Annotated in this window: 16 protein-coding genes, 2 tRNA genes and 1 pseudogene; 15 read left to right on the plus strand and 4 right to left on the minus strand. The window is 63.5% G+C overall.

Features of this window, described 5'->3' with window-relative positions; all coding sequences use genetic code 11:
* Positions 1-242: 242 nt before the first annotated feature.
* From ACWHYQ_RS04610 to ACWHYQ_RS04660, 11 genes and pseudogenes are all read left to right on the plus strand, one after another.
* Positions 243-2,768, plus strand: coding sequence for a PAS domain S-box protein (locus tag ACWHYQ_RS04610; protein ID WP_447974567.1), 2,526 nt, complete (start codon positions 243-245; stop codon positions 2,766-2,768).
* 1,030 nt (positions 2,769-3,798) lie between these two features.
* Positions 3,799-4,026: a helix-turn-helix domain-containing protein gene (locus ACWHYQ_RS04615; RefSeq protein ID WP_447974568.1), complete on the plus strand. Its 228-nt coding sequence runs from the start codon at positions 3,799-3,801 to the stop codon at positions 4,024-4,026.
* 331 nt (positions 4,027-4,357) lie between these two features.
* A complete protein-coding gene (locus ACWHYQ_RS04620; protein WP_447975522.1) occupies positions 4,358-7,594 on the plus strand; it encodes a helicase-related protein in 3,237 nt (1,078 codons plus the stop codon).
* Positions 7,591-8,952: an ATP-binding protein gene (locus ACWHYQ_RS04625; RefSeq protein ID WP_447974569.1), complete on the plus strand. Its 1,362-nt coding sequence runs from the start codon at positions 7,591-7,593 to the stop codon at positions 8,950-8,952. The genes ACWHYQ_RS04620 and ACWHYQ_RS04625 overlap by 4 nt, the downstream gene beginning before the upstream one ends.
* Positions 8,945-9,226: a hypothetical protein gene (locus ACWHYQ_RS04630; RefSeq protein WP_447974570.1), complete on the plus strand. Its 282-nt coding sequence runs from the start codon at positions 8,945-8,947 to the stop codon at positions 9,224-9,226. The genes ACWHYQ_RS04625 and ACWHYQ_RS04630 overlap by 8 nt, the downstream gene beginning before the upstream one ends.
* Complete coding sequence (locus ACWHYQ_RS04635) at positions 9,223-11,148, plus strand: ATP-dependent nuclease (RefSeq protein ID WP_447974571.1); 1,926 nt, start codon at positions 9,223-9,225, stop codon at positions 11,146-11,148. Before ACWHYQ_RS04630 ends, ACWHYQ_RS04635 begins: the two co-directional genes overlap by 4 nt.
* Positions 11,141-13,162: a DUF1156 domain-containing protein gene (locus tag ACWHYQ_RS04640; protein ID WP_447974572.1), complete on the plus strand. Its 2,022-nt coding sequence runs from the start codon at positions 11,141-11,143 to the stop codon at positions 13,160-13,162. Before ACWHYQ_RS04635 ends, ACWHYQ_RS04640 begins: the two co-directional genes overlap by 8 nt.
* The gene (locus tag ACWHYQ_RS04645) at positions 13,156-14,088 is read left to right on the plus strand and encodes a hypothetical protein (protein WP_447974573.1); all 933 of its coding nucleotides are present in this window, start codon (positions 13,156-13,158) and stop codon (positions 14,086-14,088) included. Before ACWHYQ_RS04640 ends, ACWHYQ_RS04645 begins: the two co-directional genes overlap by 7 nt.
* A gap of 41 nt (positions 14,089-14,129) precedes the next feature.
* Positions 14,130-14,507, plus strand: coding sequence for a four helix bundle protein (locus ACWHYQ_RS04650; protein ID WP_447974574.1), 378 nt, complete (start codon positions 14,130-14,132; stop codon positions 14,505-14,507).
* On the plus strand, positions 14,504-17,341 hold the full coding sequence (locus tag ACWHYQ_RS04655; protein ID WP_447974575.1) for an ATP-binding protein: 2,838 nt from the start codon (positions 14,504-14,506) through the stop codon (positions 17,339-17,341). Before ACWHYQ_RS04650 ends, ACWHYQ_RS04655 begins: the two co-directional genes overlap by 4 nt.
* A 979-nt stretch (positions 17,342-18,320) precedes the next feature.
* Positions 18,321-19,265 (plus strand): annotated as a pseudogene (locus ACWHYQ_RS04660) (recombinase family protein); the annotation flags it as partial.
* A 495-nt stretch (positions 19,266-19,760) separates the two neighbouring features.
* Here the strand turns inward: ACWHYQ_RS04660 and ACWHYQ_RS04665 are convergent.
* Positions 19,761-19,838 (minus strand) — tRNA-Glu (locus tag ACWHYQ_RS04665).
* 224 nt (positions 19,839-20,062) lie between these two features.
* On the opposite strand from ACWHYQ_RS04665, the gene ACWHYQ_RS04670 reads away from it, so the two are divergent.
* Complete coding sequence (locus tag ACWHYQ_RS04670) at positions 20,063-20,458, plus strand: hypothetical protein (RefSeq protein WP_447974576.1); 396 nt, start codon at positions 20,063-20,065, stop codon at positions 20,456-20,458.
* 52 nt (positions 20,459-20,510) lie between these two features.
* Here ACWHYQ_RS04670 and ACWHYQ_RS04675 read toward each other — a convergent pair.
* Both ACWHYQ_RS04675 and gltX read right to left on the minus strand, forming a co-directional pair.
* A tRNA-Gln gene (locus ACWHYQ_RS04675) sits at positions 20,511-20,584 on the minus strand.
* A gap of 37 nt (positions 20,585-20,621) precedes the next feature.
* Positions 20,622-22,043 (minus strand): glutamate--tRNA ligase, encoded by a 1,422-nt coding sequence (gene gltX, locus ACWHYQ_RS04680; RefSeq protein WP_447974577.1) that lies wholly within the window; start codon positions 22,041-22,043, stop codon positions 20,622-20,624.
* A 182-nt stretch (positions 22,044-22,225) separates the two neighbouring features.
* On the opposite strand from gltX, the gene ACWHYQ_RS04685 reads away from it, so the two are divergent.
* The gene (locus ACWHYQ_RS04685) at positions 22,226-22,933 is read left to right on the plus strand and encodes a ferredoxin--NADP reductase (protein WP_447974578.1); all 708 of its coding nucleotides are present in this window, start codon (positions 22,226-22,228) and stop codon (positions 22,931-22,933) included.
* Positions 22,934-23,014: 81 nt separating this feature from the next.
* Here ACWHYQ_RS04685 and ACWHYQ_RS04690 read toward each other — a convergent pair whose 3' ends face one another.
* Entirely contained in the window at positions 23,015-23,431 is a 417-nt protein-coding gene (locus ACWHYQ_RS04690) for a 2Fe-2S iron-sulfur cluster-binding protein (protein ID WP_447974579.1), read from the minus strand.
* 217 nt (positions 23,432-23,648) lie between these two features.
* Between ACWHYQ_RS04690 and ACWHYQ_RS04695 the strand changes: the two genes are divergently transcribed.
* Positions 23,649-24,122: an RrF2 family transcriptional regulator gene (locus ACWHYQ_RS04695; RefSeq protein WP_447974580.1), complete on the plus strand. Its 474-nt coding sequence runs from the start codon at positions 23,649-23,651 to the stop codon at positions 24,120-24,122.
* Entirely contained in the window at positions 24,122-25,339 is a 1,218-nt protein-coding gene (locus ACWHYQ_RS04700) for an IscS subfamily cysteine desulfurase (RefSeq protein ID WP_447974581.1), read from the plus strand. The genes ACWHYQ_RS04695 and ACWHYQ_RS04700 overlap by 1 nt, the downstream gene beginning before the upstream one ends.
* The last annotated feature ends 9 nt before the right edge of the window (positions 25,340-25,348 follow it).

Raw genomic sequence — 25,348 nt, forward strand, 5'->3', positions numbered from 1 at the left:
ACGTTCCGACTGAGCCTTTTTCGGCAGGTTTGCCGTCCGCCTTTACTGGCAACCTTATACCTTAGAGTATCCTGCGGCTTGGAATCCGTCAAACGCCAGGAATCCCTGTTGACCTCTCCTGCCACTTCCGCTAGCATGGGTCCCCCATACGTCTTTTCGCTCAAGCACCTTCCCCGCTGCAGGGGACAGCATTCGATGAGGGCTGCAGACGTTCCGATATACCCCCAGTGAGAACGGGGGCAATGCGACTTCCCTCTCCGCTGCCAGGTTCATGGCTGGTCCATTACGGGCTTGCCCTCCTTGCCGTGCTCCTCGGAACCGGCGCCCGCATGTTGCTCGATCCCGTCCTCGCTGACCGGGACCCCTTCGTCACCTTTGTCATCGCGGTCCTCGTCGTCATCCTCTACACGAACCGGGGCGCGTCGCTCTTCGCGCTGGGGCTTGCGCTCGCCGCCGCCAAATACCTGTTTATCGCGCCTCGGTATTCCCTGGCGGTCACGCAGCCGGCCGATCTGCTCGATCTCGGGCTCTACGCCGTGATCGGTCTCCTCGCCGTGGGCCTGATCCACGGGCAGCGCCGCGCCCGCCACGCGGCGGAAGTGAGCGCGGCGGACGCACTCGCCAAGCAGACCGCGCTCGAGGCGGAGATTCGCGAGCGCCGGCGCGCCGAGGAGGCCCTCCGCACCAGCGAACAGCAATTCAGCCGCGCGTTCGAACATGCGGCGATCGGCATGGCGCTCGTCGCCCCCGACGGCCGCTGGCTGAAAGTGAACCGCTCCCTATGCGACCTGACTGGCTATGCGGCAGAAGAACTGCGCACCAAGACCTTCCAGGACATCACGCACCCTGACGACCTCGAGCGCGACCTCGCCTACGTCCGCCAGATGCTCTCGGGCGAGATCCAGACGTATCAGATGGAAAAGCGCTACATCCACAAGCAGGGGCACGTGGTCTGGATTCTGTTGAGCGTGTCCCTCGTTCGGGATGCCGAGGGGCGTCCGGCGCACTTCATTGCCCAGATTCAGGACATCACCGAGCGCAAGCGGGCGGAGGCAGCGCTTCGCACCCAGACGGGCCAATTGGAGCTTATCGCCGAGACCATGACGAAGTTCCTGGAGAACGGGGATTGGCGGGAGGCCAGCGCCGCCCTCCTCCGCGGGGCGCTCCGGCAGACGGAGAGCGAGTACGGGTTCATCGGCGTGGTCGCGGAGGGCCCGGCCCTCCGCATTCTCGCGCACGAAGGGCTGGAGTGGCATCCGGCGGTGAACCGGGAGTTCTATGAGCAGGCGGTCCGCACCTACGAAGCGCAGGGCTACCTGGAGTTCACGAACCTGGACACGCTCTTCGGTCGCGTCATCACCAGCGGCGCGACCGTGATCGCCAACGATCCGGCCACCGATCCCCGCTCGGGCGGGCTGCCGCCCGGCCATCCGCCCCTGCGGCACTTCATGGGGGTCCCGGTGGTGGGGGGCGCAGGCATCGTGGGCATGATCGGCGTCGCGAATCGGCCGGGGGGCTACACGGACGCGGAGCAGGCCAAGATCGAGCTCCTCGCACACGCGGTCGGCGTGCTCTACGACGGGTACCTCCGCCGGGAGCGCGAGGCGAATTTGGAAGCGCAGCTTCGCCAGATGCAGAAGATGGAAGCGGTCGGGCAGCTCGCGGGCGGGATTGCCCATGACTTCAACAATCTGCTCATGGTGATCAACGGGTACAGCAAGCTCCTCCTCGATCGGTACGGGACAAGCGAGTCGCCAGGAAGCGAGCTGCGGCAGATTAGGGAGGCTGGGGACCGCGCCGCGGCGCTGGTCCAGCAACTTCTGGCCTTCAGCCGGAAGCAGGTCCTCGTGCCCGTCGTCGTTGATCTCAACGGCGTGGTCGCAGGGATCCACATCATGCTCCAGGGGCTCCTGGGCGAAGGCATTGACCTCGCCCTCGACCTGGATCGCGCCATCGGGCGCGTGAAAGCCGACGTCGGTCAGCTCGAGCAGGTCCTCATCAATCTCGTGCTCAATGCCCGCGACGCGATGCCGCAAGGCGGCAAGCTCACGATCGAGACCCGGAACCGGGACATCACCGAGTCCAACCGGCACAGGCAGATCGTCCGGCCCGGACGCTATGTGACGCTCTCGGTCAGCGACACCGGCTGCGGCATGGACCGGGAGACCCAGGCCCGGATCTTCGAGCCTTTCTTCACGACCAAGGAACGGGGCAAGGGGACCGGATTGGGGTTGTCCACCGTCTACGGAATCGTCAAGCAGAGCGGGGGCTACGTCTTCGTCTACAGCGAACCCGGCCAGGGCTCCACCTTCCGGATCTACCTCCCGCGGGTGGATGAGGCCGTCGCGGCGATCGCCCGGCCGCCCGGCGACCACATGCCGGCGACCGGCACGGAGCGGATTCTCCTGGTGGAAGACGACCCGGCGGTCCGGACATTGCTCCGGGACGTCTTGCTGGGCCACGGGTATACGGTCCTGGAAGCGCGGCACGGCGTGGAAGCGCTGCTGGTGGCCAACCGTGACCCTGCCCCCATTCACTTGCTCCTGACCGATGTGGTCATGCCCCAGATGAGTGGGCGGGAGCTGGCCGAGCGCCTGCGGCAGGATCGCCCGGACCTCAAAGTGCTCTATATCTCCGGGTACTCGGAAGCTGCGGTGGTTCACCACGGCGTCCTCGATCCGGGCACCGTGCTCCTCCAGAAGCCGTTCGACACCTCCGTCCTCCTCCGCAGCGTGCGGGAGGTCTTGGAAACGCCCCGGCCCTCCTAACCCGCCTTACCGTCCGAGCGGCCGCGCGGCGCGGCCTGGGGCCTGGCGCGCGTACGTGCCGGGTCGTACGCCACTTCTTCACGCTGTGCCAGGGACGAGCCCGGGGCCAGCCGGGCTTGGGGAGGGCGGGCAGGCCCTATCGAAAGAGAGAGGCGCCTGCTAACGGCGGATAGGGCGGGAGGACGAGCGGCCCGAATGAGTAGGAACTCAGGAAGCGCGCTGGCGGTCTGGCTCCGCCGCGCTCGCGCCCCATTGCAGGGACAAGCAAAGGGTGCCCCGGCGCGCCCAACTGTGGGCGCGCCGGCCCAGGTAAGCGTGGTGGACCCTCTTGCAGCGCGTTCGAACCTTCTTCGAGTCTCAAGGTCCCTGATCCTCGCACTCCCACCGCTTGAGCGCCTGTCACGCCCCTTGCGTGCGCCCATTTGGATTGGATTTGCGGTGGCAAGGGGGCGTGCCAGGCGCGCTCTGCCTCGGTCACTCGCCCTGCAGAGGCTCTGAGGGTCTCTGTCCTCGGGCTCCAGCCCAAATAGTCTTCCGCTGCCTGCGGCCAGAGCCCCTCTGGAGCCGCAAGGCTCGCGCCCTCAGTTTTCGGATTGCACAGAACTTTTCGGACTCTGAGCCACGCCAGCGGGCGCCGCCCATGCTTCAGCCCCGCCCAAGAGAATCGGGCAAACAAGATCGACCCCCGAAGAGTTCGCGGGAGACTGCCTGCGGCAGACTCCCGCTCGCGGGCTTATAAAGGTGTGGCTTCGTGGCCGCTGCCACCAAGCCAATCAATCTTTCATCTACAGTCCCCCACCCGCCCGGCTGTCTCAGTCGGGCGGCTTCATCCGCCTCCGCCAAGGCTATGGCGGATTCCGCATGCGCCCTCGGTGAGCCAGCCCCCCAAAGATAGCGACTCACGACAAGGCACTGGTTCCGCCGCTATTCCTCCTCGCGTTCCTGCGCACTTGCCAAGGGTCGCTATGTAGCATAACATGGTGCCCTCAATGGGGGTCCGCACGCGACTCAACGGCTTCGGACTATCGAGATGAGGAACAACCACGACATCCCATCCCTCGTCAAGGAACTTCGCTCGCGGCTCGATCTTACCCAGGAGCAGTTCGCCCAAAGGGTCGGCGTCACCTACAGCACCGTGAACCATTGGGAGAACGGCAAGCGGGTGCCGCTCCCATTCCTCGTGAAGCGACTGGTCGAGATGAAAGAGGAACTGGATTCCCGGGACACGAAGCCGCCGGGGAAGAGAACGTCCAGATGAGTGAGAAGGACCCCACGGTGACGACGAAGGACGACAGCAACCTGGCCCCGGGCGACGTGGTCTCGGGGTTGGAGTCCTCCGAGCTCGTCGAGATCCAGCGCGTCGCTCCCTTCGGTGGCAAGACGCTCGTTGAGGGAGTAGGGCTTCAGTCCCGCCGCTTGGTAAAGCGTCCACTGGCCGCCGAGGAGCTCGGGGCCCTCGTCAAGGTTCGCGGCCAGCAGCATACGTTCGATCGTTCGATGGCGATGCCAGGCTTTTCCTCCTCGGCGCCGAGGCAGAGCGCATCCGCATCGCTCACCAGTTCGATCCCCTCTTCGCGGTCAACTCCAGCATCGTCGACCCGCTTCCGCACCAGGTCGAGGCGGTCTATCGGTATCTCCTCCCCTTGCCACGCATCCGCTTCCTGCTCGCCGATGACACCGGGGCGGGCAAGACGATCATGACCGAATTGCTGATCAAGGAGCTGCTCTTCCGTGGAGTACTCCAGAAGGTCCTCATCATCACACCTGGCGGCCTGACGAAGCAGTGGAAGGAGGAGGAGCTCCAGGAGAAGTTCGGACTCTACGCGCGGCTCGTGAATCGTGCGTCCTTCGACGCCGAGCCAGGCCAGTTTTCCCGCTACGAGGAGGGCATCTTCGTCACGTCCATCGATTTCCTCGCCCGGAATGAGGGCTGTCTCAAGGCCGCCTCCGAGACCCAGTGGGACCTCGTGGTCGTCGACGAGGCCCACAAACTCTCGGCCTACGAGTACGGCACGAAGCTGGAAGAGAGCGAACGGTACAAAGCAGTGAAGGCGCTCGCCCACAAGGCCGACCACCTGCTTTTCCTCACGGCGACTCCGCATCGAGGAAGAAAGGACACGTTCCGCCGACTGCTCCTGCTGCTCGATGAGGACCTCTTCCAGAAGGATGAACATGTCGCCGACCGGGTTCGCGAGCAGGCAGCGCCCTACGGAACATCCGGGGAAGAGGACTTCGAGGACGAGCGTCCGATCAGCAAGGCACGGAATCGCTTCTTCCTTCGTCGCCTGAAGGAGGAGATGGTCGATTGGGACAACCACGCCCTCTTCAAAGATCGCCATACGAAGACGACCGGCTACGACCTCACCCCCGAGGAGAAGACCCTCTATGACGAGGTCACGAGCTACGTCCGCTCGAAGCGCAAGGAGGCCAAGGCGAAAAGGAACCGGAACGTCGAACTGACCCTCATGGTCATGCAGCGCCGCCTCGCCAGCAGCCTCTACGCGATCACTCGGACCCTCGAGAACCGTCTCCGTGCGCTCAACGAGGTGCTCTCCATCCTTCGAGATCCGAGCCGGTCCGAGGCGGAGAAGAAGCGGTTGTTCCGGGGAACCCCCGATCCCAGCGATCCGCGCGACATCACGGAATACGAGGACCTGACCGAGGAGGAACGCGAGCGGATCGACCAGAGGATCTTCCGTCAGGTGCTGACCGATGACCCGGACAAGGTCGAGGAAGAGCGGGACGAAGTGGAACGGCTCTTCCGTCTGGCCGACAGCCTGAAACACCACAAGGAAGCGAAGTTCGCCGAACTCCTCGCCGTTCTCGATTCCTCCGACGTCATCCGCGCGGAGGACGAGAAGCTCCTGATCTTCACCGAGCACAAGGACACGCTGAACAGTCTCGCCAAGCGGCTCGAGGAGAAGGGGTATACGGTCGCCACGATCCATGGCGGCATGGACGTGGACTCCCGCAAGCAGGCCCAGCGACAGTTCAGGACGCGCGCCAAGATCATGGTCGCCACCGACGCCGCGGGCGAAGGCATCAACCTTCAGTTCTGCCGCTACCTCATCAACTGGGACATCCCGTGGAACCCGAACAGGCTCGAACAGCGCATGGGGCGCATCCACCGGTACGGCCAGGCCGACGATGTTTGGGTTTACAACCTGGTTGCTCAGAACACCCGGGAGGGATCGGTCCTCCAAAAGGTCCTTTCGAAGATGGACGTCATGCGTGAGCAGATGGGGTCCGACCGCGTCTACGACGTGATCGACGAGTGGCTCGAGGACGTGCCGCTGGTCCGGCTGATCGAGAGCGCGATCGACAGCGACGATGAGTCCGCAAGCGCCCGGGAAACCGACGCCGCCCTCACGACGGCATCGAACGAGAGGGCCGAGCGGCTCATGGCGCTCCAGAAGAAATCTTCCCTTGCTTCACGCCTTGATTTGAGGTCCGCGCGCGAGTTGCGGGATGCATCGGACGAGCGCCGGCTTCAGCCCCTTTTCATCCAGCGGTTCTTCGAGCGCGCCTGGACGGCTTGCGGTGGGACCATCCGCACGGACGACCACTTCCCGGTGTGGCACATTGGCTCGACGCCGACCGCCCTCCTCGAACTCGCCCGCGAGCGCCGGCAGCCTCTGTCGGACAAGTACGACACGCCCTTCGTCTTCGACAAACAGCTCGTCAGCGTCGCAAGCAAGGTGCGTGTCCCCGAGCGCACGAAGCTCATGGGGCCCGGGCATCCGCTCTTCGACACCCTGATCGAGTGGGCGATTCGCGAGGCACGCCAGGCCTTCGCCAAAGGGGCGACCCTCGTGGACCCGAACATCGCCAAGCCCCAGCGGGTCTGGCTCGTCCGCTCGACCATCGAGGACGGACGTCGGCAATGGCGGCAGGACCGCCGCAAGCCGCCGGCGCACGAGCGGCTGGCCGTAGTCGTTCAAGACCACATGGGCCTTCGCACGACCTCGCCGTCGTATCTGCTCAACTGCGTCGCTCCCGAAACGGCGGTGCCGGTTCCCGACGTGGAATCGAGGACTACCGACGAGATTCAGGCCTGGGCCTACGAGCAGATCACCGAGCGGCAGCTCGATCAGGTGAAGGCCATTCGATCCGAGGAGTGCGATCTGCGCCGGGAGTACCTGAACACAGCCTTCACGGACCTCATCCTCGAGCTGCAGGGTGAACTGAACGACTTGCAGCAGGCTCAGCTCTTCGGCGAGGACAACCGCGACGAAGTGGAGCAGCTTCGGAGCTGGATCGAGGAACTGAAGGCGCGGAAGGCGGATCGGCTGAAAGAGCTGGAGCTCATGATGAAGCTGACCGCCAACCTCCCGGACATTCTGACGGAGGCCGTGATCGCCCCCGTCCCCGTAGCCACCGTCGAGACCGATGAAGAAGGGCCGTCGAAGGGCGTTCCGATGCGTCGCGATGACGAGGTCGAGGCCATCGCCATGGACGTGACCATGCGCTACGAGCGCAGCCGCGGGTGGACGCCGACGGACGTCAGCCGCGACGGAGAGCACTACGACGTCCGGTCCGAGGGGCCGGGCGGAGAGAAGCGATTCATCGAGGTCAAGGGCCGCGCCCAATCGGGGGCCATCGTCCTGACCGGTCCCGAGGTGGACAAACTCCGCCAGCTTGGGCCGCGGGCCTGGCTGTACGTGGTCACCTTCTGCAAGGGCGAGCGTCCTCGGCTGCGCATCATCCAGGACCCCATCTCAAGGCTGAACCCGGAGATGCTGTACCGGCAGATCCAGTTCCTCGTCGAAGAAGGGGACTGGGCGCAGCAGGGTGAGGAAGTCCTCTCTCTGGGAGGGGAAGCATGATTGAGTCGTTCCTCGCCCGCGACGAAGGCAAGACGCTGGAGTTCAAAGAAAACTGCCGGCCGATCACCAGCATCGTGCGCACTGCCGTCGCCTTCGCCAACACTGCGGGCGGACACATCGTCATCGGCGTGAAGGACAAGACAAAAGAGGTGGTCGGCGTCGCCGATCCGCTTGCAGAAGAAGAGCGGCTGGCCAACGCCTTCGCGGACGGCATCCGGCCGCTGCTGGTCCCCGACATCCAGATCCACGCCTGGCGGAAGCTCCATCTGATCGTTGTCGCAGTTCCGCACGCCGTCGGACCGTTCTATGTCCGATCCGAGGGGCCCGAAGGCGGCGTGTATGTCCGACTTGGCTCGACCAATCGCCCGGCGGGGCCGGAGCTGCTCGCGGAACTCCAGCGCCTCGCTCGGAACACGTTCTTCGACGAACAACCCTGCGCCGACGCGAGCTCGGAAGACATCGACTTCGGAGCTGCTTCCGAGCTTTTCGCGGCGGTGTCCAGGCCTCTGACACCTGCGAAGCAGCGCTCCCTCGGCCTCGTCGTCGCACAGGGCGAACGCGCGATCCCCAGCATTGGAGCTGTGCTGCTCTTCGGGAAGAACCGAGGACGCCTATTCCCATCGGCCACGATCCGCTGCGCTCGGTTCCTCGGGACGGACACGGCCAGGTTTCTGGATCAAACCGAAATCGACGAACATCTGCCGAAGGCCGTGGAGAGCGTCGTCGTCTTCATCGAGCGACACACGCGGCAGGGCATCGAGATCGGGCGTGTCCGGAGGCGTGAGGTGCCGGAGTACCCGGTCGAGGCAGTGCGCGAGGCGGTGATCAACGCCGTCGTTCACGCTGACTACAGCATCGGCGGAGCGGGAACCAAGGTCGCGATCTTCGACGGCCGCATCGAGATCACAAATCCTGGACTTCTTCCGTTCGGCTTGACGCTGGAGGCGGCCCTGGCTGGCGTTTCGCGGCTCCGCAATCGGGTGATCGGCCGCGCCTTCCGTGAGCTGGGACTGATTGAGCAATGGGGTTCGGGCCTCGGGCGCATGACCGCCGCTTGCGACAAGGCCGGCTTGCAGCCTCCGCGATTCGAAGAGCTGGGGACCAACTTCCGGGTCACCTTGTTCGGCGAGCGCGTGAAGGCTCCGGAAAGGCCGGAGTGGCAGTCCGCGCTCCTGGCGCATCTCGCTAGGAAAGGCCCCATCACGACGCAGGAGGCCGCCAAGCTCTGGAAAACATCGGCGCGGACAGCGCGCAGCCGGTTGCTCGGCATGGTGAGGAACGGGCTGCTCGTCGAGGTGGGGCGTGGTCCTAATGACCCCTATCGCGTATACGTCCTGAAGGAAAGAAAGAATGGCTAAGATGGCCCGTTCCAATTCGAATGCGGCTTCGCCGTGGGCGACGGGAATTGCTCTGCAACGAGCTCTGAAGACTTTGCCTTCAGAGCTGCTTCAGAGCTCGCCGCACCCAGAGGCCGTACAGCCTCATCGCACCTGCGCCCGCCCAGGCATCATCCAGGACCCGATTTCAAGGCTGAACCCGGAGATGCTGTACCGGCAGATCCAGTTCGTCGTCGCGGAGGGCGACTGGGCGCAGCAGGGCGAGGAAGTATCAGTTGGGGGAGAGTTCGGATGAAGATCAAGTCAGTGCGGATCCGCAACTTTCGCTCGATCAAAGATCAGACGGTGGAGCTTGACGATTACACGTGCTTCGTCGGTGCCAATGGTTCGGGAAAGTCGAATGTGCTCCATGCCCTCAACGTCTTCTTCGGCGAATCGGAGATACCGGGCCTCAACACTCATCTGCTTGGCGAGGAGGACTTTCATAGCAAGAACAAAGACCAGCCTATCGAGATAACTGTCACTTTTTCAGACCTTTCGCCGGAAGCCAAAGACGAACTCGGCCATTATGTGCGCCACGATCAATTGGTTGTGTCAGTAGAAGCGCGATTTGATGCTGGTACGGGCACGGCCGAAGTCAAGCAGTATGGTCGCCGGATGGTCATCAAGGACTTTGCACCGTTCTTCGAAGCCGAAAAGGGCGGGGAGAAGGTCGCGAAGCTCAAAGAAGAGTACAACAAAGCGCGAGAGAAGTACCCTGATCTTCCGAGTCCCGGCACAAAGGACGCGATGATGCAGGCTCTTCGTGACTATGAGGAAAGGCATCCGGAAAAGTGCGAGGAGCTCCCCAGTGGCGACGAGTTCTACGGCATCTCAAAGGGGAAGAACCTCCTCGAGAGATACATCCAGTGGGTGTACGTGCCCGCGGTCAAGGATGCTGCGAGCGAGCAGACAGAGTCCAAGAACACAGCTCTCGGGAAGCTCTTGGCCCGCACCGTTCGCTCCAAGGTCAACTTCAAGGACCCGCTTGATGATATTCGCAGAGAAATGCAGGAGAAGTACGGAAAGCTCCTCGCTGATAGCCAGGAGCAACTTGCGGAAATATCTCAAGCACTGAGAGATCGCCTTGTAGCGTGGGCACACCAGGACGCGACGCTTCGATTGAAATGGCACCAGGATCCTGAAAAGGCGGTACGTGTCGATGAGCCTTTCGCTCAGGCCATTCTCGGTGAGGCAGGATTCGAAGGCGAGCTTACGCGCTTCGGCCATGGGCTTCAACGCTCCTTTCTCCTGGCGCTTCTGCAGGAACTTGCTGCTAGCGACGTCGCGGCAGGTCCGCGGCTGATTCTTGCATGTGAGGAGCCAGAACTGTACCAACATCCTCCACAGGCACGTCACCTTTACAACGTCCTGCTCAGGCTGAGCGAACAGAACTGCCAGATTTTGGTGGCGACCCATAGTCCGTACTTCGTGTCCGGAGAAGGTTTCGAGAGCGTAAGGATGGTTCGCAAGCCTGACGGGGTAACTTCGATCACCAGGACGACGCACGATAAAGTCGCAAAAGCAGTCGCGGAGGCGCGAGGAGAGAGCCCCGTAAAGCCCACCGGTCAATTGGCCAAGATTCATCAGGCGCTTCAACCTGGACTCAGCGAGATGTTTTTCGCTTCCAGGATCGTCTTCGTCGAGGGACTTGAGGACGCTGCCTATCTGACTACATACCTTCACGTTCTGGGTTTGTGGGATGAATACAGGAGACTCGGGTGTCATCTAATCCCGACCGATGGAAAGAGCGAAATGCTCCAGCCCCTGGCGGTCGCAAAATCCCTCAAGATCCCGGTTTTCGTAGTCTTCGATTCGGACGGAGATAAGCCTGATAAGAGCGGCAGCAAGGAGAAACACCGCAAAGACAACCTTGCAATCTTGAAGTTGTGTGGCGTAGCCGAGCCCGAGGCGTTCCCGTCCGAAACGTTCTGGGGAGACACCGTGGTCATGTGGCCCTCTGACATCGGGCAAGTGATTGAACAAGAGATTGGAAAAGGGGACTGGGATAAGTATCGATCTGAGGCTGATACCAAATACGGCCATGTCGGGAATTTGCGGAAGAATACGCTGCACATTGCATCGAGCCTCCAGATAGCCTGGGAAGCCGGCAAGAAATCGGAGTCTCTCGAGAAGCTGTGCAGGAATATCATGGAGTTTGCAAAGGCCAATGGATAACGGCGGCGCTAATAACCCCTGCCCCCGCCTGATCGAGGTGGCACTGCCGATCCGGGAGATCTCGGCGGAGAGCGTGCGGGACAAGAGTCTGCGGCATGGGCATATCTCGACGCTGCACCTGTGGTGGGCGCGGCGGCCGCTGGCGGCGTCGCGCGCGGTCGTGTTCGCCTCGCTCGTGCCCGATCCCGATGACCCGCGCTGCCCGAAGGAGTTCCGCGCGGCGGTGGAGCGGCACCTCAAGACACATGTGCCGGCAGAGCTCAAGTACTACTACCGCGGGCGGGAGGTTCATCGGGATGAGGATCCGTACCGGCCCTACGAAGGCATGCCGGACACGCTGCGGAACCGCCTGCTCATGTTCATCGCCAAGTGGTCGCCGGAATATCTCGCCTTCGAGGGGGGCAAGGCGAAGAAGGAGCCCGACCCCAAGTACCTGCTCGACGACCGCTCTCTTGTCAAGTGGGAGACGTCCGATCCCGAGGACCCGCAGGGCCGGGAGGTTCTCCGGATTGCCCGGGAACTGGTGAAGATCGCTCACGGCGGCGAGGTCCCGACCGTGCTCGATCCCTTCGCCGGCGGCGGGGCGATTCCGCTCGAAGCCGGACGGCTCGGCTGCCAGGCCATCGCCAACGACTACAACCCGGTGGCCTATCTCATCCTGCGCGCGACCTGCGAGTTCCCGCAGAAGTACGGCAAGCCAGGGCGGCGCAAGGTTGTCATGGAGGAGTTCGGCAAGACGGTCGAGCGAGAGATCGAAGTCCCGAACGTCCTGGTCCACGACGTGGAGAAGTGGGCGAACTGGATTCTCGAGCGGGCGCGGGAGCGGATCGGGCATGTCTATCCCCCCGGCAAAGACGGCCGGCCGGTGGTCGGCTACCTCTGGGCGCGCACCGCGCCCTGCTCCAATCCCTCCTGCCGGGGCGAGATCCCGCTCCTGCGGAGCCTGCTCGTCTGCAACAAGCCGGACAAGAAGGTCGCGCTCACAATGGAGGTGGACAAGGCGCGCAAGACGGTTCGCTTCGGGATCGCGGAGGGCAGGGCCATCAAGGCAACCGCTGGCACCATGCAGAACCGCGGGAACACCCGATGCCCCTACTGCGAGCAAGTCACTCCCGTGGCCGACCTGCGCACCGCCGGACTTGCGGGCCGTATGGGCGAGCAAATGGTCGCTGTGATTGCGGAGGACAAAGGCGGCAAGCAATACCGCCCGGTCGAAGACACCGATCTGAAGGCGTTCCAGCAAGCGTCCGAAATCCCTGCCGAACGCCCGCCGGAGTTGATCCTGCCCGAAGTGAACGCCGACGACGCGGACGACGACGTGTCGAACTCCACCGGCATCAGAGTTCATCTCTACGGCATGAAGACCTGGGGCTCGCTCTTCAACCCGCGCCAGCTCGTGGCGATGCAGACGTTTGTCGCCTGCCTGCACGAGGCGCTGGCGGAGATGAAGAAGGAGATCGAGGACGACGAGTACCGCAAGGCGGTGGGGGTGTATCTGGGGTTGTGGCTGAGCCGGATCGCGCAGCGCAGCTCGAACGTAGGCATTTGGGACACGAGCCGTGAGACGCTGCAGCACCCGTTCGGCCGCCAGGCCATCCCCATGACTTGGGATTATCCCGAAGCGAACCCGTTCTCCGAAGCAACTGGCGGAGCAGAAGGCGGCCTCGACTGGATGAAGCGCGTGATCCTGCACGAGTCGGGATACCCGCAATCGGCCACGGTGATGCGCGGAGATGGTGCGGCGCTTGCCATAGAAGACAATGCCGCGGATGTCGTCGTCACGGATCCGCCCTACTTCGACGCCATCGCCTACGGCGACCTCTCCGACTACTTCTACGTCTGGCTCAAGCGCGGCCTCGGCGACGTGATTCCCGAAGCGCTTGTTACGCCGCTCACGCCCAAGGGCGACGAGGCAACCGCACTCAGCACCGTCATCAAGGCGATGCGGAGAAGGCGGACGCGCACTTCAAGTCGAAGCTCGCCGGCGTGCTCGCGGAAGGGCATCGCGTGCTGAAACCCGACGGCGTCGTTTCCATCATGTTCGCGCACCAGTCCACCAAGGCATGGACGGCCCTGGTCCATGCGATCTTCGAGGCGGGGCTCACGGTGGACGCCACGTGGCCGATCGACACGGAACTGGTCACGGCGCTCAAGGCGAGCATGTCCGCGCTGTCTTCCTCCGTGACCGTCACCTGCCGCCCCCGCGTCGCGGGCTCCGCCGCAGCCTTCAAGGACGTGCGCAAGGAGATCGAGAAAGTCGTCGCGGAGAGCGTGAAGCGCTTCTGGTCTTACGGCTTCCGCGGCGCAGACCTCATCGTCGCCTGCTACGGGCCGGCTGTCGGCGTGTTCGGCAAGTACGAGGGGGTGGAAAAGGCCGACGGCACGCCTGTGGGGATTCCCGAACTGCTGGACCTCGCCAAGCAGGCGGCGCGGGACGCCATCGCCGGCGAGTTCCGCGGCGACAACCTCTCGACGCTCTACTACGTCTGGGCGAACCTCTACGGCGCGGCGGAACAGGCGTGGGACGATGCCCGGTTGGTCGTGCAGATCGGTGGAGACGAGGACAACGCCATGGAGGTAGCCCGCGGGCACGGGATCTTCGTCGTGGACGGTGCCAAGTGCCGCCTCGCCGTTCTTGCGGACCGCGCCGGTCGTCGCGGACTCGGAATCGATCAGAACCCGCCGTTCATCGACGCGCTCCATCGCAGCATGCTCCTCTGGAAGCAGGAGAAGCGCAGGGACCTGATCGGGTATCTCGGCGAGCGCGACCTCTTGGAGGACGGCCCCTTCTGGAAGCTGGCGCAGGCCCTCTTCGAGGTTCTCCCCCGCGACCTGGAGGATTGGAAGCTGGTGAACGCCTTGCTGGGCGAGCGCCAGACACTGCGAACGGAGGGCAAGAGCACGGCGTACAGGGACGCGCAGAAGGAAATGTTTGATTGACGATTTGCGATTGCCGATTTCAGAATTGACGGGAAGAATGCATGAATACTGATGAACTTCGGCAAAGGACAAAGCAGTTCGGACTGGGCATCATGAAGTTGGTTGCCGCATTGCCTAACAACAACGTGGGTCGAGCAATTGGGAGTCAGCTTGTTCGCTCAGGAACGGCCGTTGGAGCGAACTATCGAGCAGCCTGTCGAGGTCGATCCAAGGCCGAGTTCATAGCCAAGCTGGGTATCGTCGAAGAGGAAGCGGATGAAAGCAGTTATTGGCTCGAGTTGATCATCGAAGGCGGCCTCATGCCGAAGGACCGGGTGACGCCGCTCCTACAAGAAGCGGACGAGCTGGTTGCGATCATGGTCGCATCGAAGAGAACGGCCAAAGACAATCGGCGATCGGAAATCGGAGATCGAAAATGAGCGAAGCGTTGAAACCCTGGTACGCCGTTGCGACCCCTCACGAGGACATCCGCGAGGGACGTCTCGCCGAGGCCGTCTTCGCCGCGAATGTCTGGGCCGTGGTCCAGGGTACGGCGCCCGAGGTCTACCTCGACCCCGAGGAGTTCTTCCGCAAGACCTACCTGACGAGCGGACTGTCCACGGTGCTGAGCCGGGTCGCGGGCGCGCTCCGACGCGGCGGCGAGAGCGGGGACCGTATCATCAGTCTGCAGACCGCCTTCGGCGGCGGCAAGACGCACACGCTCGTGGCCCTGTGGCACCTGGCGAAGCACGCGGATCGGTTGAAGGGGTCGCCTCACGCGGAGGGACTTCGGAAGGCCGTCGGCGGGCGACTGCCGGAGAAGGTGAAAGGCGTCGCGGTCTTCACGAACCAGACTTGCGACGCGACCCAGGGCCGCCAGGTCGGAGGCGGCGTTCACCTGCGCACGCTGTGGGGTGAGTTGGCCTACCAACTCGGTGGGAAGGCCCTCTACGAGCGCGTGCGGGCGAACGACGAGAGCCAGCGGGTGCCGCAGGGGATCTTCTTCGAGATTCTGCAAGCCGCATCGCCGTGTCTGATTCTTCTGGACGAGCTGGCCGACTACTGCGTCGGCGCGGCGGCGGTGCCGGTCGGCGATACGAGCCTCGCCGATCAGACCGTCTCCTTCATTCAGCAGTTGACCGAGTCCGTGCAGCAGGTCCCGGGCGCGGTGGTGGTCGCCACGCTCCCGGCGAGCAAGTACGAGGTCGCCCAGAGCGAGAAGGGGCAGGAGGCGTTCGTCACGCTGGAAAAGCGCTTCCAGCGCCTTGGGGCCGATGTGAAGCCGGTCGCGGACGAGGAGATCTACGAGGTCGTGCGGGCCCGCCTGTTCGAGTCCATCGCACCGGACAGCGACCCCGACTATCCCAAGAAGGTCGCGCAGGTCTATCAGGCGATGTACGCGGCCCACGCGGGCGAGGTGCCGTCGGAGGCCGCGAAGAACACCTACCGCGAGCAAATCGAGCGTGCCTATCCCTTCCATCCGCTCCTCATCGACGCCCTCTACACCCGATGGGGCAGCCACCCGGATTTCCAGCGGACACGGGGCGTGCTGCGGCTACTCGCCAGCATCGTGGGCGACCTCTGGAAGCGCCGACAGGGGAACACCGAGATCCAGCACCTGATCCAGCCGTGCCACATCCGATGGTCCGTCGATGCCCTGCAGGCTGCTTTGACGCGACTCTGGGGGCCCCCGTACCAGTCAGTTGCCGCCGCCGACGTGATCGGTGACCGGTCCAACGCCGGCGCCTTCGACGAGGAGCGCGGCGGCGACTACCGGAGCGAGGCCATCGGGCAGGGGCTGGCGTCCGCCATCCTTCTCGGCTCGTTCGGCGGCCAAGGCGGCCGGAGCGGGTTCAGCTCGAAGGACCTGAAGCTCGCGTGCTCCCGGCATGGCCTGAACTGGAACTACGTAGACGGGGCTTTGTTAGAACTGGAGAACCGCTGCTTCTACCTCCACGCGACGACGGCCGGGAGCCTCGGTAAGCGCTACTGGTTCGGAACGAAGCCCACGCTCAACAAGCTCGTCGTCCAGTACCGCCAGCAGATGGCGAAGGAGAACTTTGACGAGGCGATCCTCGAGGACCTCCGGACCGAATCGCAGAAGGGCGCGCTCGCCGGTGCGACGTGGCGCGTGATCGTCAACCCCGCGGAGGACCTGCCGGAGCAGAAGTCGCTCACCTTGCTGGTCCTTCCACCGGCACTCGCTTGGGACGAGAACGGCGGGGCGAAGGACGCGATCCAGGAGCGTGTAAAGGCGATCAGCACGCGGTGCGGTGGAAAGGACCGCCTCTACCGCAACACGCTGCTCTTCCTGGTGGGAACCGCTCGGGGTTTGAGCAAACTGCGGCAGGCACACCGGGAGCGGGCGGCTCTGGAGGGCGTGCGCGCGGACTACTGGGATCAGCTCGACGAGGAGCAGCAGGAGGATCTCAAGAAGCGCCTGGACGCGGCGCGCAAAGCCGCTCTGGAGGCGCTGGGCCCCGCCTACACCGTTGCCCTTCGGATGCGCGGGCAAGAGGTCGAGCCGTGCGCGCTCTCGGACGCGCGCCGGACCTTCCAGGAACACCTCGGTTACGTGTGGACGACGCTCGTCGAGGACGAGGAGTGGATTCTTCGGCGCGTCGGCTCGGTGACGCTCGAGAGCACGGGCTTGATCCCGAAGGAAGGCGGACTGCGCCTGAAGGATGCCGTCGAGGCCTTCCTGCGGTTCACGGACAAGCCCATGGTCGCGGCCAAGGAGGCGGTGACCGCAGGACTCGCCCAAGCCTGCGCTGACGGCCTGGTAGGCGTTGGTCGAGGCGGAAGCCTCTCGACACTGCAGACCCGGTACTGCAAGCAGTCGGTGTCCCTCGATCCGAGCGAGGAAGGCGTGTGGATCATTCCGCCGTTCACGCCGGAGCCGGCGAAGGTTCCGGGGGGCCAAGAGACTGCTGGAGCCGGTGTCGGTGGAGGAGAATCGAGGGTCGGAGGCGGAACAGGCCCCGGCGTGACTACCGGGGAAACCTCGGGAACCGCCGTCGCGGCGAAGCCTGGGGTCAAAGGCACGGTTCGCCGGTTCGTCGTCCGCGGCGACGTTCCGGTCGAGAACTGGGGCGACCTCTTCCGCTGCTTCGTGGGACCTGCTGCGCGGATGAACCTGAAGAGGCTCGGTCTTGGCGTGCAGTTCGAGATGGTTCTGCCCGAAGACCGGCCCTTGAGCGAGAACGACCCCGCGCTCAAGGCGATGAAGGAGGCCGCGCGGCAGTTGGGGCTGACGTTTGAGATACAGGGCTGACACGCAATGAGACCATTTGGAATGGCAAGCCATACCACACCCTCCTTAAGCTGAGAATGAGGAGAAATTTATACAGGAGTCATTTCTGGCTCTTAAACCGCTGCTGTCGGCGTGCTCGGGGCTCAACTGGTCGACAGACTCACGGTTTCCCTGTCTGCCGACAGGCAGGCGCCTGCCTGCGCGCGCCGACACCGGAATTTCAAGACGAGAGGCGGAAGCATGGGCGGCGCTCGCTGGCGTGGGTTCAGGGTCCGAAAAGTTCTGTGCGACCCGGAAGCCGAGGGCACGAGCCTTGCGGCTCCAGAGGGGCTCTACCCGCAGGGAGCGGAAGACGCTTCACGGCTGGAGCCCGAGGACAGAGACCCTCAGAGCCTGTGCAAGGCGAGTGACCGACCTGCCTGCCGCAGGCAGGGGCAGAGCGCGCCTGGCACGCCCCCTTGCTACCTCACGTCCAATTCACAATTGGGGGGACGCAAGGGGCGTGACAGGCGCTCAAGCGGTGGGAGTGCGAGGATCAGGGACCTTGAGACTCGAAGAAGGTTCGAACGCGCTGCAAGAGGGTCCACCAATCGTCAGTTCGCCGCCTGGCGGCCACGAGCCGCCAGGCGTTTTCATAATCGAGCCGCACGGTTCGGCCCGCCAGCCGAAGGAGGCCGTTGCTTCGCAACAGCCATCAGCCAATCCGGAGCCCACTCCGTTGAGCGAATCCAGATTCACGACGCGACTACGCCCGCATTATCCATGAACGCTTCTGCTGCAATCGTGGATTCGCTGCTACGACAAGCCTGCACGCGCCTTGCACGGCGTGCAGGCGGGCGGGCTCGCCGCTCAGTCCCTCGACGTACTGTTTCAAGTACGCTTCAGTCCTTCGCAGCTCCACGCGCCCGTCTCGCAACGCGACTGCGCGATTTCGCCACGAACCGCCATGAATATTGCGGGCTGAGCACTGCCCAAACGCGATTGAGGAGGTGAAGCCGCTATGAACCCGCCGAAATACTTCCTCTATGCCCGGAAGTCCACCGACGAGGACGACCGGCAGATCCTGTCCATTGAGAGCCAGCTCACGGAGCTCCGCGAGTTTGCCCAGAAGGAGCGGCTCACGATTGTCCAGGAGTTCACCGAATCCATGTCGGCCAAGGTGCCGGGCCGTCCCATCTTCAACCGGATGATCGAACTGGCCGAGCGCGAAGGCCCCACGGGCCTCCTCGCGTGGCACCCGGACCGCTTGGCCCGGAACTCGGTGGACGGTGGGCGGATCGTGTATCTGTTAGATACGGGCACACTCTCGTCGCTCAAGTTCCCGACGTTCTGGTTTGAGAACACGCCGCAGGGGAAGTTCATGCTGACGATCGCGTTTGGGCAGTCGAAGTACTACGTGGACAATCTCATCGAGAACATCTGGCGAGGGCTTCGCCAGAAGCTCCGCCGGGGCGAGTTCCCCGGCAAGCCGCCGGTCGGCTATCTGAATGAGCCCCGGCTCCGCACGATTGTCGTGGACCCGGCCACCGCGCCGCTCGCCCGCCAGATGTTCGAGGCCTACGCCTCAGGCCGCTACACGCTCCAACAGATCAGAGCCCTTGTCGTGTCGTCGGGCCTGGTGAGCCGCGCGGGGAAGCCCCCGGTGCTCGCGAGCGTGAAACGGCTCCTCATGAACCCGTTCTACGTTGGCCTCTTCAAGTACAACGGTGAGCTGTACGAGGGCTCCCATGAGCCACTGATTCCCCGGGAGGTGTTTGAACGGGTCCAGCAGGTGATGGCGCGGCGTGGCAAGGCGCACGAAAAGCGCACGCACCTGTTCCCGTTCATCGGCCTGCTTCGCTGTGGGGAATGCGGCGGCGCCATCACCGCTGAGCGGCAGAAGGGCCACCACTACTACCGCTGCTCCAAGAAGAAGGGGCCGTGCTCGCAACCCTACGTGCGCGAGGAGGCCCTTGCCGCTCAGCTTCGGCTGGCCGTTCAAACCGCTTCCCTGCCCGACGCCTGGGCGGAGCAGATGCTCACGCAGATCGAGGAGTGGAAGCACACAGAAGCCCAGGCGTCGGGCGCTGCCGCTCAACCGCTGAAAGACACGCTCGCCGCGCTGGACGCTAAGTTGGAGCGTCTACTCGACGCGCACCTGGACGGGCTGATCTCACGGGAAGAGTACGCGGGACGAAAAGAAAAGCTCTTGCTGGAAAAATCGGCTCTTGCAGCGCGGCTCGCGGCGGTTAAGCGGCAGGGGAATCATTGGCTCGAACCGCTGGCGCGGTTCGTCCGCGCGGCTCACCAGGCCCATGCCGTGGCTTCCGCGGACAATCTGGACTCGCTCAAGGAGTGGACGATCCGGATTGGCTCGAACCTTCGGCTGGCGGGCCGAACCGTGCAGCTCACCTACGAAAACCCCTGGCGGCTCGTGGCCGCCAGGCGGCGAACTGACGATTGGTGGTCCCAACGGGATTCGAACCCGTGTTTGGGCCTTGAGAGGGCCCCGTCCTAGGCCAGGCTAGACGATGGGACCACCCGGTCGTTGCATCACGGAAAGCTGTGTTGTCGGCGTCTCCGGGAGTCCGGCGACGGGCCGGCTCCGGCGACTGCGGCAAGAGGCAGCACCCTACCATAAGCCTCCCGGACATTGCAATCGCCGTGGGACATTCCCAGCCGTCTGTGCTATGCTCCTGCCGCGCGCGGCGCGCCTGGGTCGTGAACGACGTGCCGATACAAACGATATCACTGGAGTGCCCAGTGAAGAGAGTCGCATGGCCGTGGGTGCTGCTCGGCGGCCTGCTTTTGACGAGTTGCGAAACCGAGCACGACCGGGTGATGGCCGAGAAGTTTGCCGCCTTCCCGCCCAACGTGCGGCACGCCATCGCCCGCGGCTATGTGATGCACGGGATGACCCAGGAGCAGGTGTGGCTGGCGCGGGGCGAGCCGATGTGCAAGAAGACGATTACGCATAAGGGCCGACCGGTGGAGGTGTGGCTGTACCCCCCCGGAGGACCGGATCCTTGCCAGACGGCTCAGTACCGGGTGTACTTCGAAAACGGCGTGGTCTCAGGCTGGAAGAACTTAGACGAAGTCCCGATCAGGCATCTGCCGAGACCTGATGAGGAGGGAGGTTCCTATAACCAGGGGCAATGAACCCCTTGCGTGGCTTCCTCAGACGGATGGATGCTACGTTAAAGGAAGGGGTTGGCTGGGGGACTAGGATTCGAACCTAGGTAGTCAGATCCAGAGTCTGACGTCCTACCACTAGACGATCCCCCAACCGAATGTGAAGCCTAATATAACCGGCCTTGGCGAGTCAAGGCCGCGGCGTGCCGATCCGCTCCACCGCCTGGCGCAGCCGGGCCACGGTCCGCTCCCGCCCGAGCAGGTCCATCACCTCAAAGATGCCCGGGCTCGCCGCCCGTCCGGTGAGGGCGACCCGGACCGGCTGCGCAAGCTGGCCCAGCTTCATCCCCCGCTCCTCGATCAGGGTCTTGAAGGTCTCCTCCAGCAGCGACTTCGAAAACTCGGGCAAGCCGTCCAAACGATCCGCCAGTGCCGCGAGGACTGGCATGATGGACGGCGTCAGATACTGCTCGACCGCTTCAGGCTCCATGGGCGGACTGTCGGCTACGTAGGGCACCGCGGCCTCGGCCATTTCGTCCAGCGTCTTGGCGCGCTCCTGCAACGCGGAGACCAGCTTCGCCATCCACTCGTCCGACGATGCCCGGGCAGCCGCTTCGTACCCACGCCGCTCCAGAAACGGCCGCAGAAGCCCAGCGAGCCGCTTGGGATCGCCCTGTTTGATGTAGTGGGCGTTCATCCAAAGGAGCTTTTTAGGATCAAAGACCGCGGAGGACTTCTGCACGTGTTCGAACGAGAACTTCTCGACCAGCTCGGCCACCGAGAAGATTTCCTGGTCGCCGTACGACCAGCCCAGCCGCGCCAGGTAGTTCACCATGGCCTCCGGCAGGTAGCCCTCGTCGCGATAGGCAAGGATCGAGGTCGCCCCATACCGCTTGGACAGCCTGGTCTTGTCCTTGCCAAGGATCATCGGCAGGTGGCCGAAGCGGGGAACCGGAAAGCCGAGCGCCTGGAAGATCGGCACCTGTCTCGGCGTGTTGGTGAGGTGATCGTCCCCGCGAATGACGTGCGTGATTCGCATCAGCGCGTCGTCCACGACCACCGAGAAGTTGTACGTGGGATAGCCGTTGGAGCGCAGGATGATCAGATCGTCCAGCACCTCGTTATCGAAGACGACAGTGCCCTTGACGAGGTCCTCAACGACGGTCTGCCCTTCCTGCGGCGCCTTGAAGCGAAGGGCCGCCTCCCCGGCGGGGCTCGTAATCCCCCGCGCGCGGCAGCGGCCATCGTACTTCTGCGGCAGGCCTTTGGCCAGCGCTTCCCTGCGCCGGGCCTCCAGATCCTCAGCCGTGCAGACGCACCAGTAGGCCCAGCCCTCTTCGAAGAGCTTCATCGCGTGCTGCCGGTAGAGATCCATCCGCTCGGTCTGCCGGTAGGGCCCTTCATCCCAGTCCAAGCCGACCCACCGCATGCCATCGAGGATCGCCTGGATGGCCTCGTCCGTGGATCGTTCCTGGTCCGTGTCTTCGATGCGGAGGATGAAGGTGCCTTTCTCCCGCCGTGCGAAGAGCCAGTTGAACAGCGCCGTACGGACGCCGCCGATGTGGAGGTACCCGGTCGGGCTGGGTGCAAATCGGACTCGAATGTCGCTCATGCCTGGATGCCGTTCTCCTTGATCAGGGGAAGCGCAAGGTCAGGAAACACAGGAGACCGGGTAGGAGTCGTATCTATACCACGCCCCACGACCGCTGTAAAGCTGCAGCCGACGCGAGCTCGGCCGCCCTTTCATCCGCTCCCCCGTCTCTGCTATGAAGTGAGGCGAGACCGGACATCCACATGGGCGAGCCGATCCAAGACACACAGGTCCTGGCCGTCCGCGACCTCACTCCCACGGTTCGCGAGCTCGTGCTGCAGCCGCTCGAACGACCGCTCCCGTTCAAGCCGGGCCAGTGGGTGTCCCTCCGATTGCCCGTGGGCCCGCGGCCTCCGCTCGTCCGGGCCTATTCCATGGCGGAACCGGAATCGCCTTCAGGCCGCCTGGTCCTGGTGTTCGATCGAGTCCCGAACGGATTGGGCTCCGGCTATCTCTTCACGCTGAAAGAAGGGGATCGTGTCCCGGCGGCGGGGCCGTTCGGTCACTTCATCCTCCCCGACCCGCCCCCGAAGCCGCCGCTGTTTGTCGCGCGCTACACCGGCATTGTGCCGGTCCGCTGCATGATTCGCGCGCTCGTCGCGCAGGGCCGCCTCGGCCCCATGACCTTGGTCTACAGCGTCCCCAGCCACCGCGAACTCATCTACGACGACGAGTTCCAGACCCTTGCATTGAGCCAGATAGCCTTCCGCTACGTCCGTCTCATCGAGGAGGACGCGCCGCAGGAGGAGCCCCACCGTAGAGTCAGCAATATCCTTACGGCGCTGCTCGCGGACGGAGCCGAGGTCTTGCCGCTGGTCTGCGGGGTCAAGGCGTTCGTCAAGCCGCTGCGGGCCTATTTCGCCGAGCGAGGGATTGATCGGCGGGACATCCGGCACGAAACCTATGACTAAAAGCCAGGACTGGTGACAAGGGACCAGCGCCCCCTGGATCGGCTTCCGTTGTTTCCGTCACCCTTCACACATCACGGCCTTTCAGTGTCCTTCCTTCACCAGATTCTTGTTCACCGGCGGGATCTCGACGACCAGATCGGCAGTGCCATTGGGAACGCATTGGCAGCCCAGGCGCGACTGGAGCGTGATTCCTGGGGCCTCCTCGAGCTGATCGAACTCGTCGTCGGTCCCCTCGTTGCAGGACTGCAGCCCTTGACGGATGATGACGTGACAGGTTGAGCAGGCGCAGACCCCGCCGCAGGCATGCTCGAGATCAATTCCCGCCCCCAAGGCGATGTCGAGGATGCTCCCGGGAAGGCCCGTTGGTCCATAGGGGATTTTGCTGGGGTCCACCTGGACCTTGGTTTCAGTCTTATCGGGCGCAATGAACGTGATGGTATAGGGCTTGGTGGGGAGTTCCACCTCGGCCCGCTCGATGTAGGGATTGCTACCGCCCATGAACACCCCTTCCTTTGGACCAACCAGTTCAACCTGACTCTACCACGGGGACTAAGCCAGTGCACGCCAGAATAATTAGTTACAAGGCATTGAAAACATTAATAGATCTTTCGATTGACATCAGGCGGATCCGATGGTAAAGTTAGTCCGACTTTTTTGATCGGCGATCGTTCTAATCGCCGACCATTTTAATCGGAAATCTCCGAAGGGTCAACCCGTGCTGCGCTTATCCAAGAAGGCGGATTACGCACTGATGGCCGTGCAGTATATGGCGTCCTTGCAGTCATCCTTCGGGACGAGTCCGCGCATCGTGAACACCAAGGAAATCGCGGAGGAATATAACATCCCGCTGGAACTTCTGGCAAAAGTTCTCCAGACTCTGGCACGGCACGGCATCGTGGAAAGCCAGAACGGGCCCAAGGGCGGATATCTCCTCGCCCGTGAAGCCAAGACCATTACGATCGCGGAGGTCCTCGAGGCGATTGAGGGCCCCTTGGCCATTACGGATTGCTACCATGAAAAGGAGGGCACCTCCTGTCTCCAGCACGGGCACTGCAACATCAGGACCCCGTTGCTCAGGGTCCAGGACAGCATTCATCAGTTGCTGAACAGCATGACGATCGAGGATATGCTGGGCGGTCCTCCATTGATTACGGTTCAGTCCATCACGGCAGCACAAGGAGTCGAGTGATGAAGTTTCCGATTTATCTGGACAACCATTCCACAACCCCCACGGACCCACGCGTCCTGGAGGCCATGCTTCCCTATTTCACCGAGAAGTTCGGGAACGCGGCGAGCCGCAACCACGCCTTCGGGTGGGAAGCCGAGGAGGCGGTCGAGAACGCGCGCAAACAGATCGCCAAACTCATCAACGCGGACCCGAAAGAACTCATTTTTACCAGTGGGGCGACGGAGTCTGACAATCTGGCGCTCAAGGGCGTGGTGGAGATGTATCGCGAAAAGGGCGATCATATCATCACCTGCCAGACCGAGCATCGTGCCGTGTTGGACACGGCCAAGGCCCTAGAGACCAAGCGCGGCATTAAGGTCACGTACCTGCCCGTGGACAAGCACGGGATGGTCAGCCCCGACGACGTGAAGAACGCGATCACGGATCACACCATCCTGATCTCGATCATGCTGGCCAACAACGAGATCGGGACCATCCACCCGGTGAAGGAGATCGGCAAGATCGCCAAGGAGCGGGGAGTCCTGTTCCACTGCGACGCGACCCAGGGGGTCGGCAAGATTCCAGTGGACGTCCAGGCGATGGGCATTGATCTCATGTCGTTCAGTGCACACAAGATTTACGGACCCAAAGGGGTGGGGGCGCTGTACGTCCGGAAGAAAGGGCCGCGGGTCCGCCTGGCGCCAATCATTGATGGCGGCGGTCACGAGCGGGGCATGCGGTCCGGCACGCTCCCCGTGCCGCTGATCGTGGGGTTCGGCAAGGCCTGCGAGCTGTGCGGGCAGGAGATGGGTGCCGAGTCCGTTCGGCTGGCCGCCCTGCGCGACAAGCTGAGGGACGGCATCCTGAAGGCGCTCGACGAGGTCTATCTCAACGGGCATCCGACCGAGCGGCTGCCGCACAACCTGAACCTCTCCTTCGCCTATGTGGAGGGCGAGTCGCTGTTGATGGGCGTCAAGGAGATCGCCTTGTCCTCCGGATCGGCCTGCACCTCAGCCACGCTGGAGCCCTCGTACGTCCTGCGTGCGCTGGGCGTGGGGTCAGACCTTGCGCACTCCTCGATCCGGTTCGGCCTCGGCCGGTTCAATACGGAAGAGGAAATTGACTACACCATTACGCGCATCATCCAGACGGTCAACAGGCTGCGGGATATGTCCCCGCTGTACGAGATGGCGAAGGAAGGCATTGACCTCAAGTCCGTCCAATGGGCGGCGCATTAATCGTGCACT

Source organism: Nitrospira sp. Kam-Ns4a (assembly GCF_965152595.1).

What these genes read in the sequence shown, in the direction of transcription:
- ACWHYQ_RS04610 (WP_447974567.1), top strand. Translation starts at nt 243, where the DNA reads ATGCGACTTCCCTCTCCGCTGCCAGGTTCATGGCTGGTCCATTACGGG.
- ACWHYQ_RS04615 (WP_447974568.1), top strand. Translation starts at nt 3,799, where the DNA reads ATGAGGAACAACCACGACATCCCATCCCTCGTCAAGGAACTTCGCTCG.
- ACWHYQ_RS04625 (WP_447974569.1), top strand. Translation starts at nt 7,591, where the DNA reads ATGATTGAGTCGTTCCTCGCCCGCGACGAAGGCAAGACGCTGGAGTTC.
- ACWHYQ_RS04630 (WP_447974570.1), top strand. Translation starts at nt 8,945, where the DNA reads ATGGCTAAGATGGCCCGTTCCAATTCGAATGCGGCTTCGCCGTGGGCG.
- ACWHYQ_RS04635 (WP_447974571.1), top strand. Translation starts at nt 9,223, where the DNA reads ATGAAGATCAAGTCAGTGCGGATCCGCAACTTTCGCTCGATCAAAGAT.
- ACWHYQ_RS04640 (WP_447974572.1), top strand. Translation starts at nt 11,141, where the DNA reads ATGGATAACGGCGGCGCTAATAACCCCTGCCCCCGCCTGATCGAGGTG.
- ACWHYQ_RS04650 (WP_447974574.1), top strand. Translation starts at nt 14,130, where the DNA reads ATGAATACTGATGAACTTCGGCAAAGGACAAAGCAGTTCGGACTGGGC.
- ACWHYQ_RS04655 (WP_447974575.1), top strand. Translation starts at nt 14,504, where the DNA reads ATGAGCGAAGCGTTGAAACCCTGGTACGCCGTTGCGACCCCTCACGAG.
- gltX (WP_447974577.1), bottom strand. Translation starts at nt 22,043, where the DNA reads ATGAGCGACATTCGAGTCCGATTTGCACCCAGCCCGACCGGGTACCTC.
- ACWHYQ_RS04685 (WP_447974578.1), top strand. Translation starts at nt 22,226, where the DNA reads ATGGGCGAGCCGATCCAAGACACACAGGTCCTGGCCGTCCGCGACCTC.
- ACWHYQ_RS04690 (WP_447974579.1), bottom strand. Translation starts at nt 23,431, where the DNA reads ATGGGCGGTAGCAATCCCTACATCGAGCGGGCCGAGGTGGAACTCCCC.
- ACWHYQ_RS04700 (WP_447974581.1), top strand. Translation starts at nt 24,122, where the DNA reads ATGAAGTTTCCGATTTATCTGGACAACCATTCCACAACCCCCACGGAC.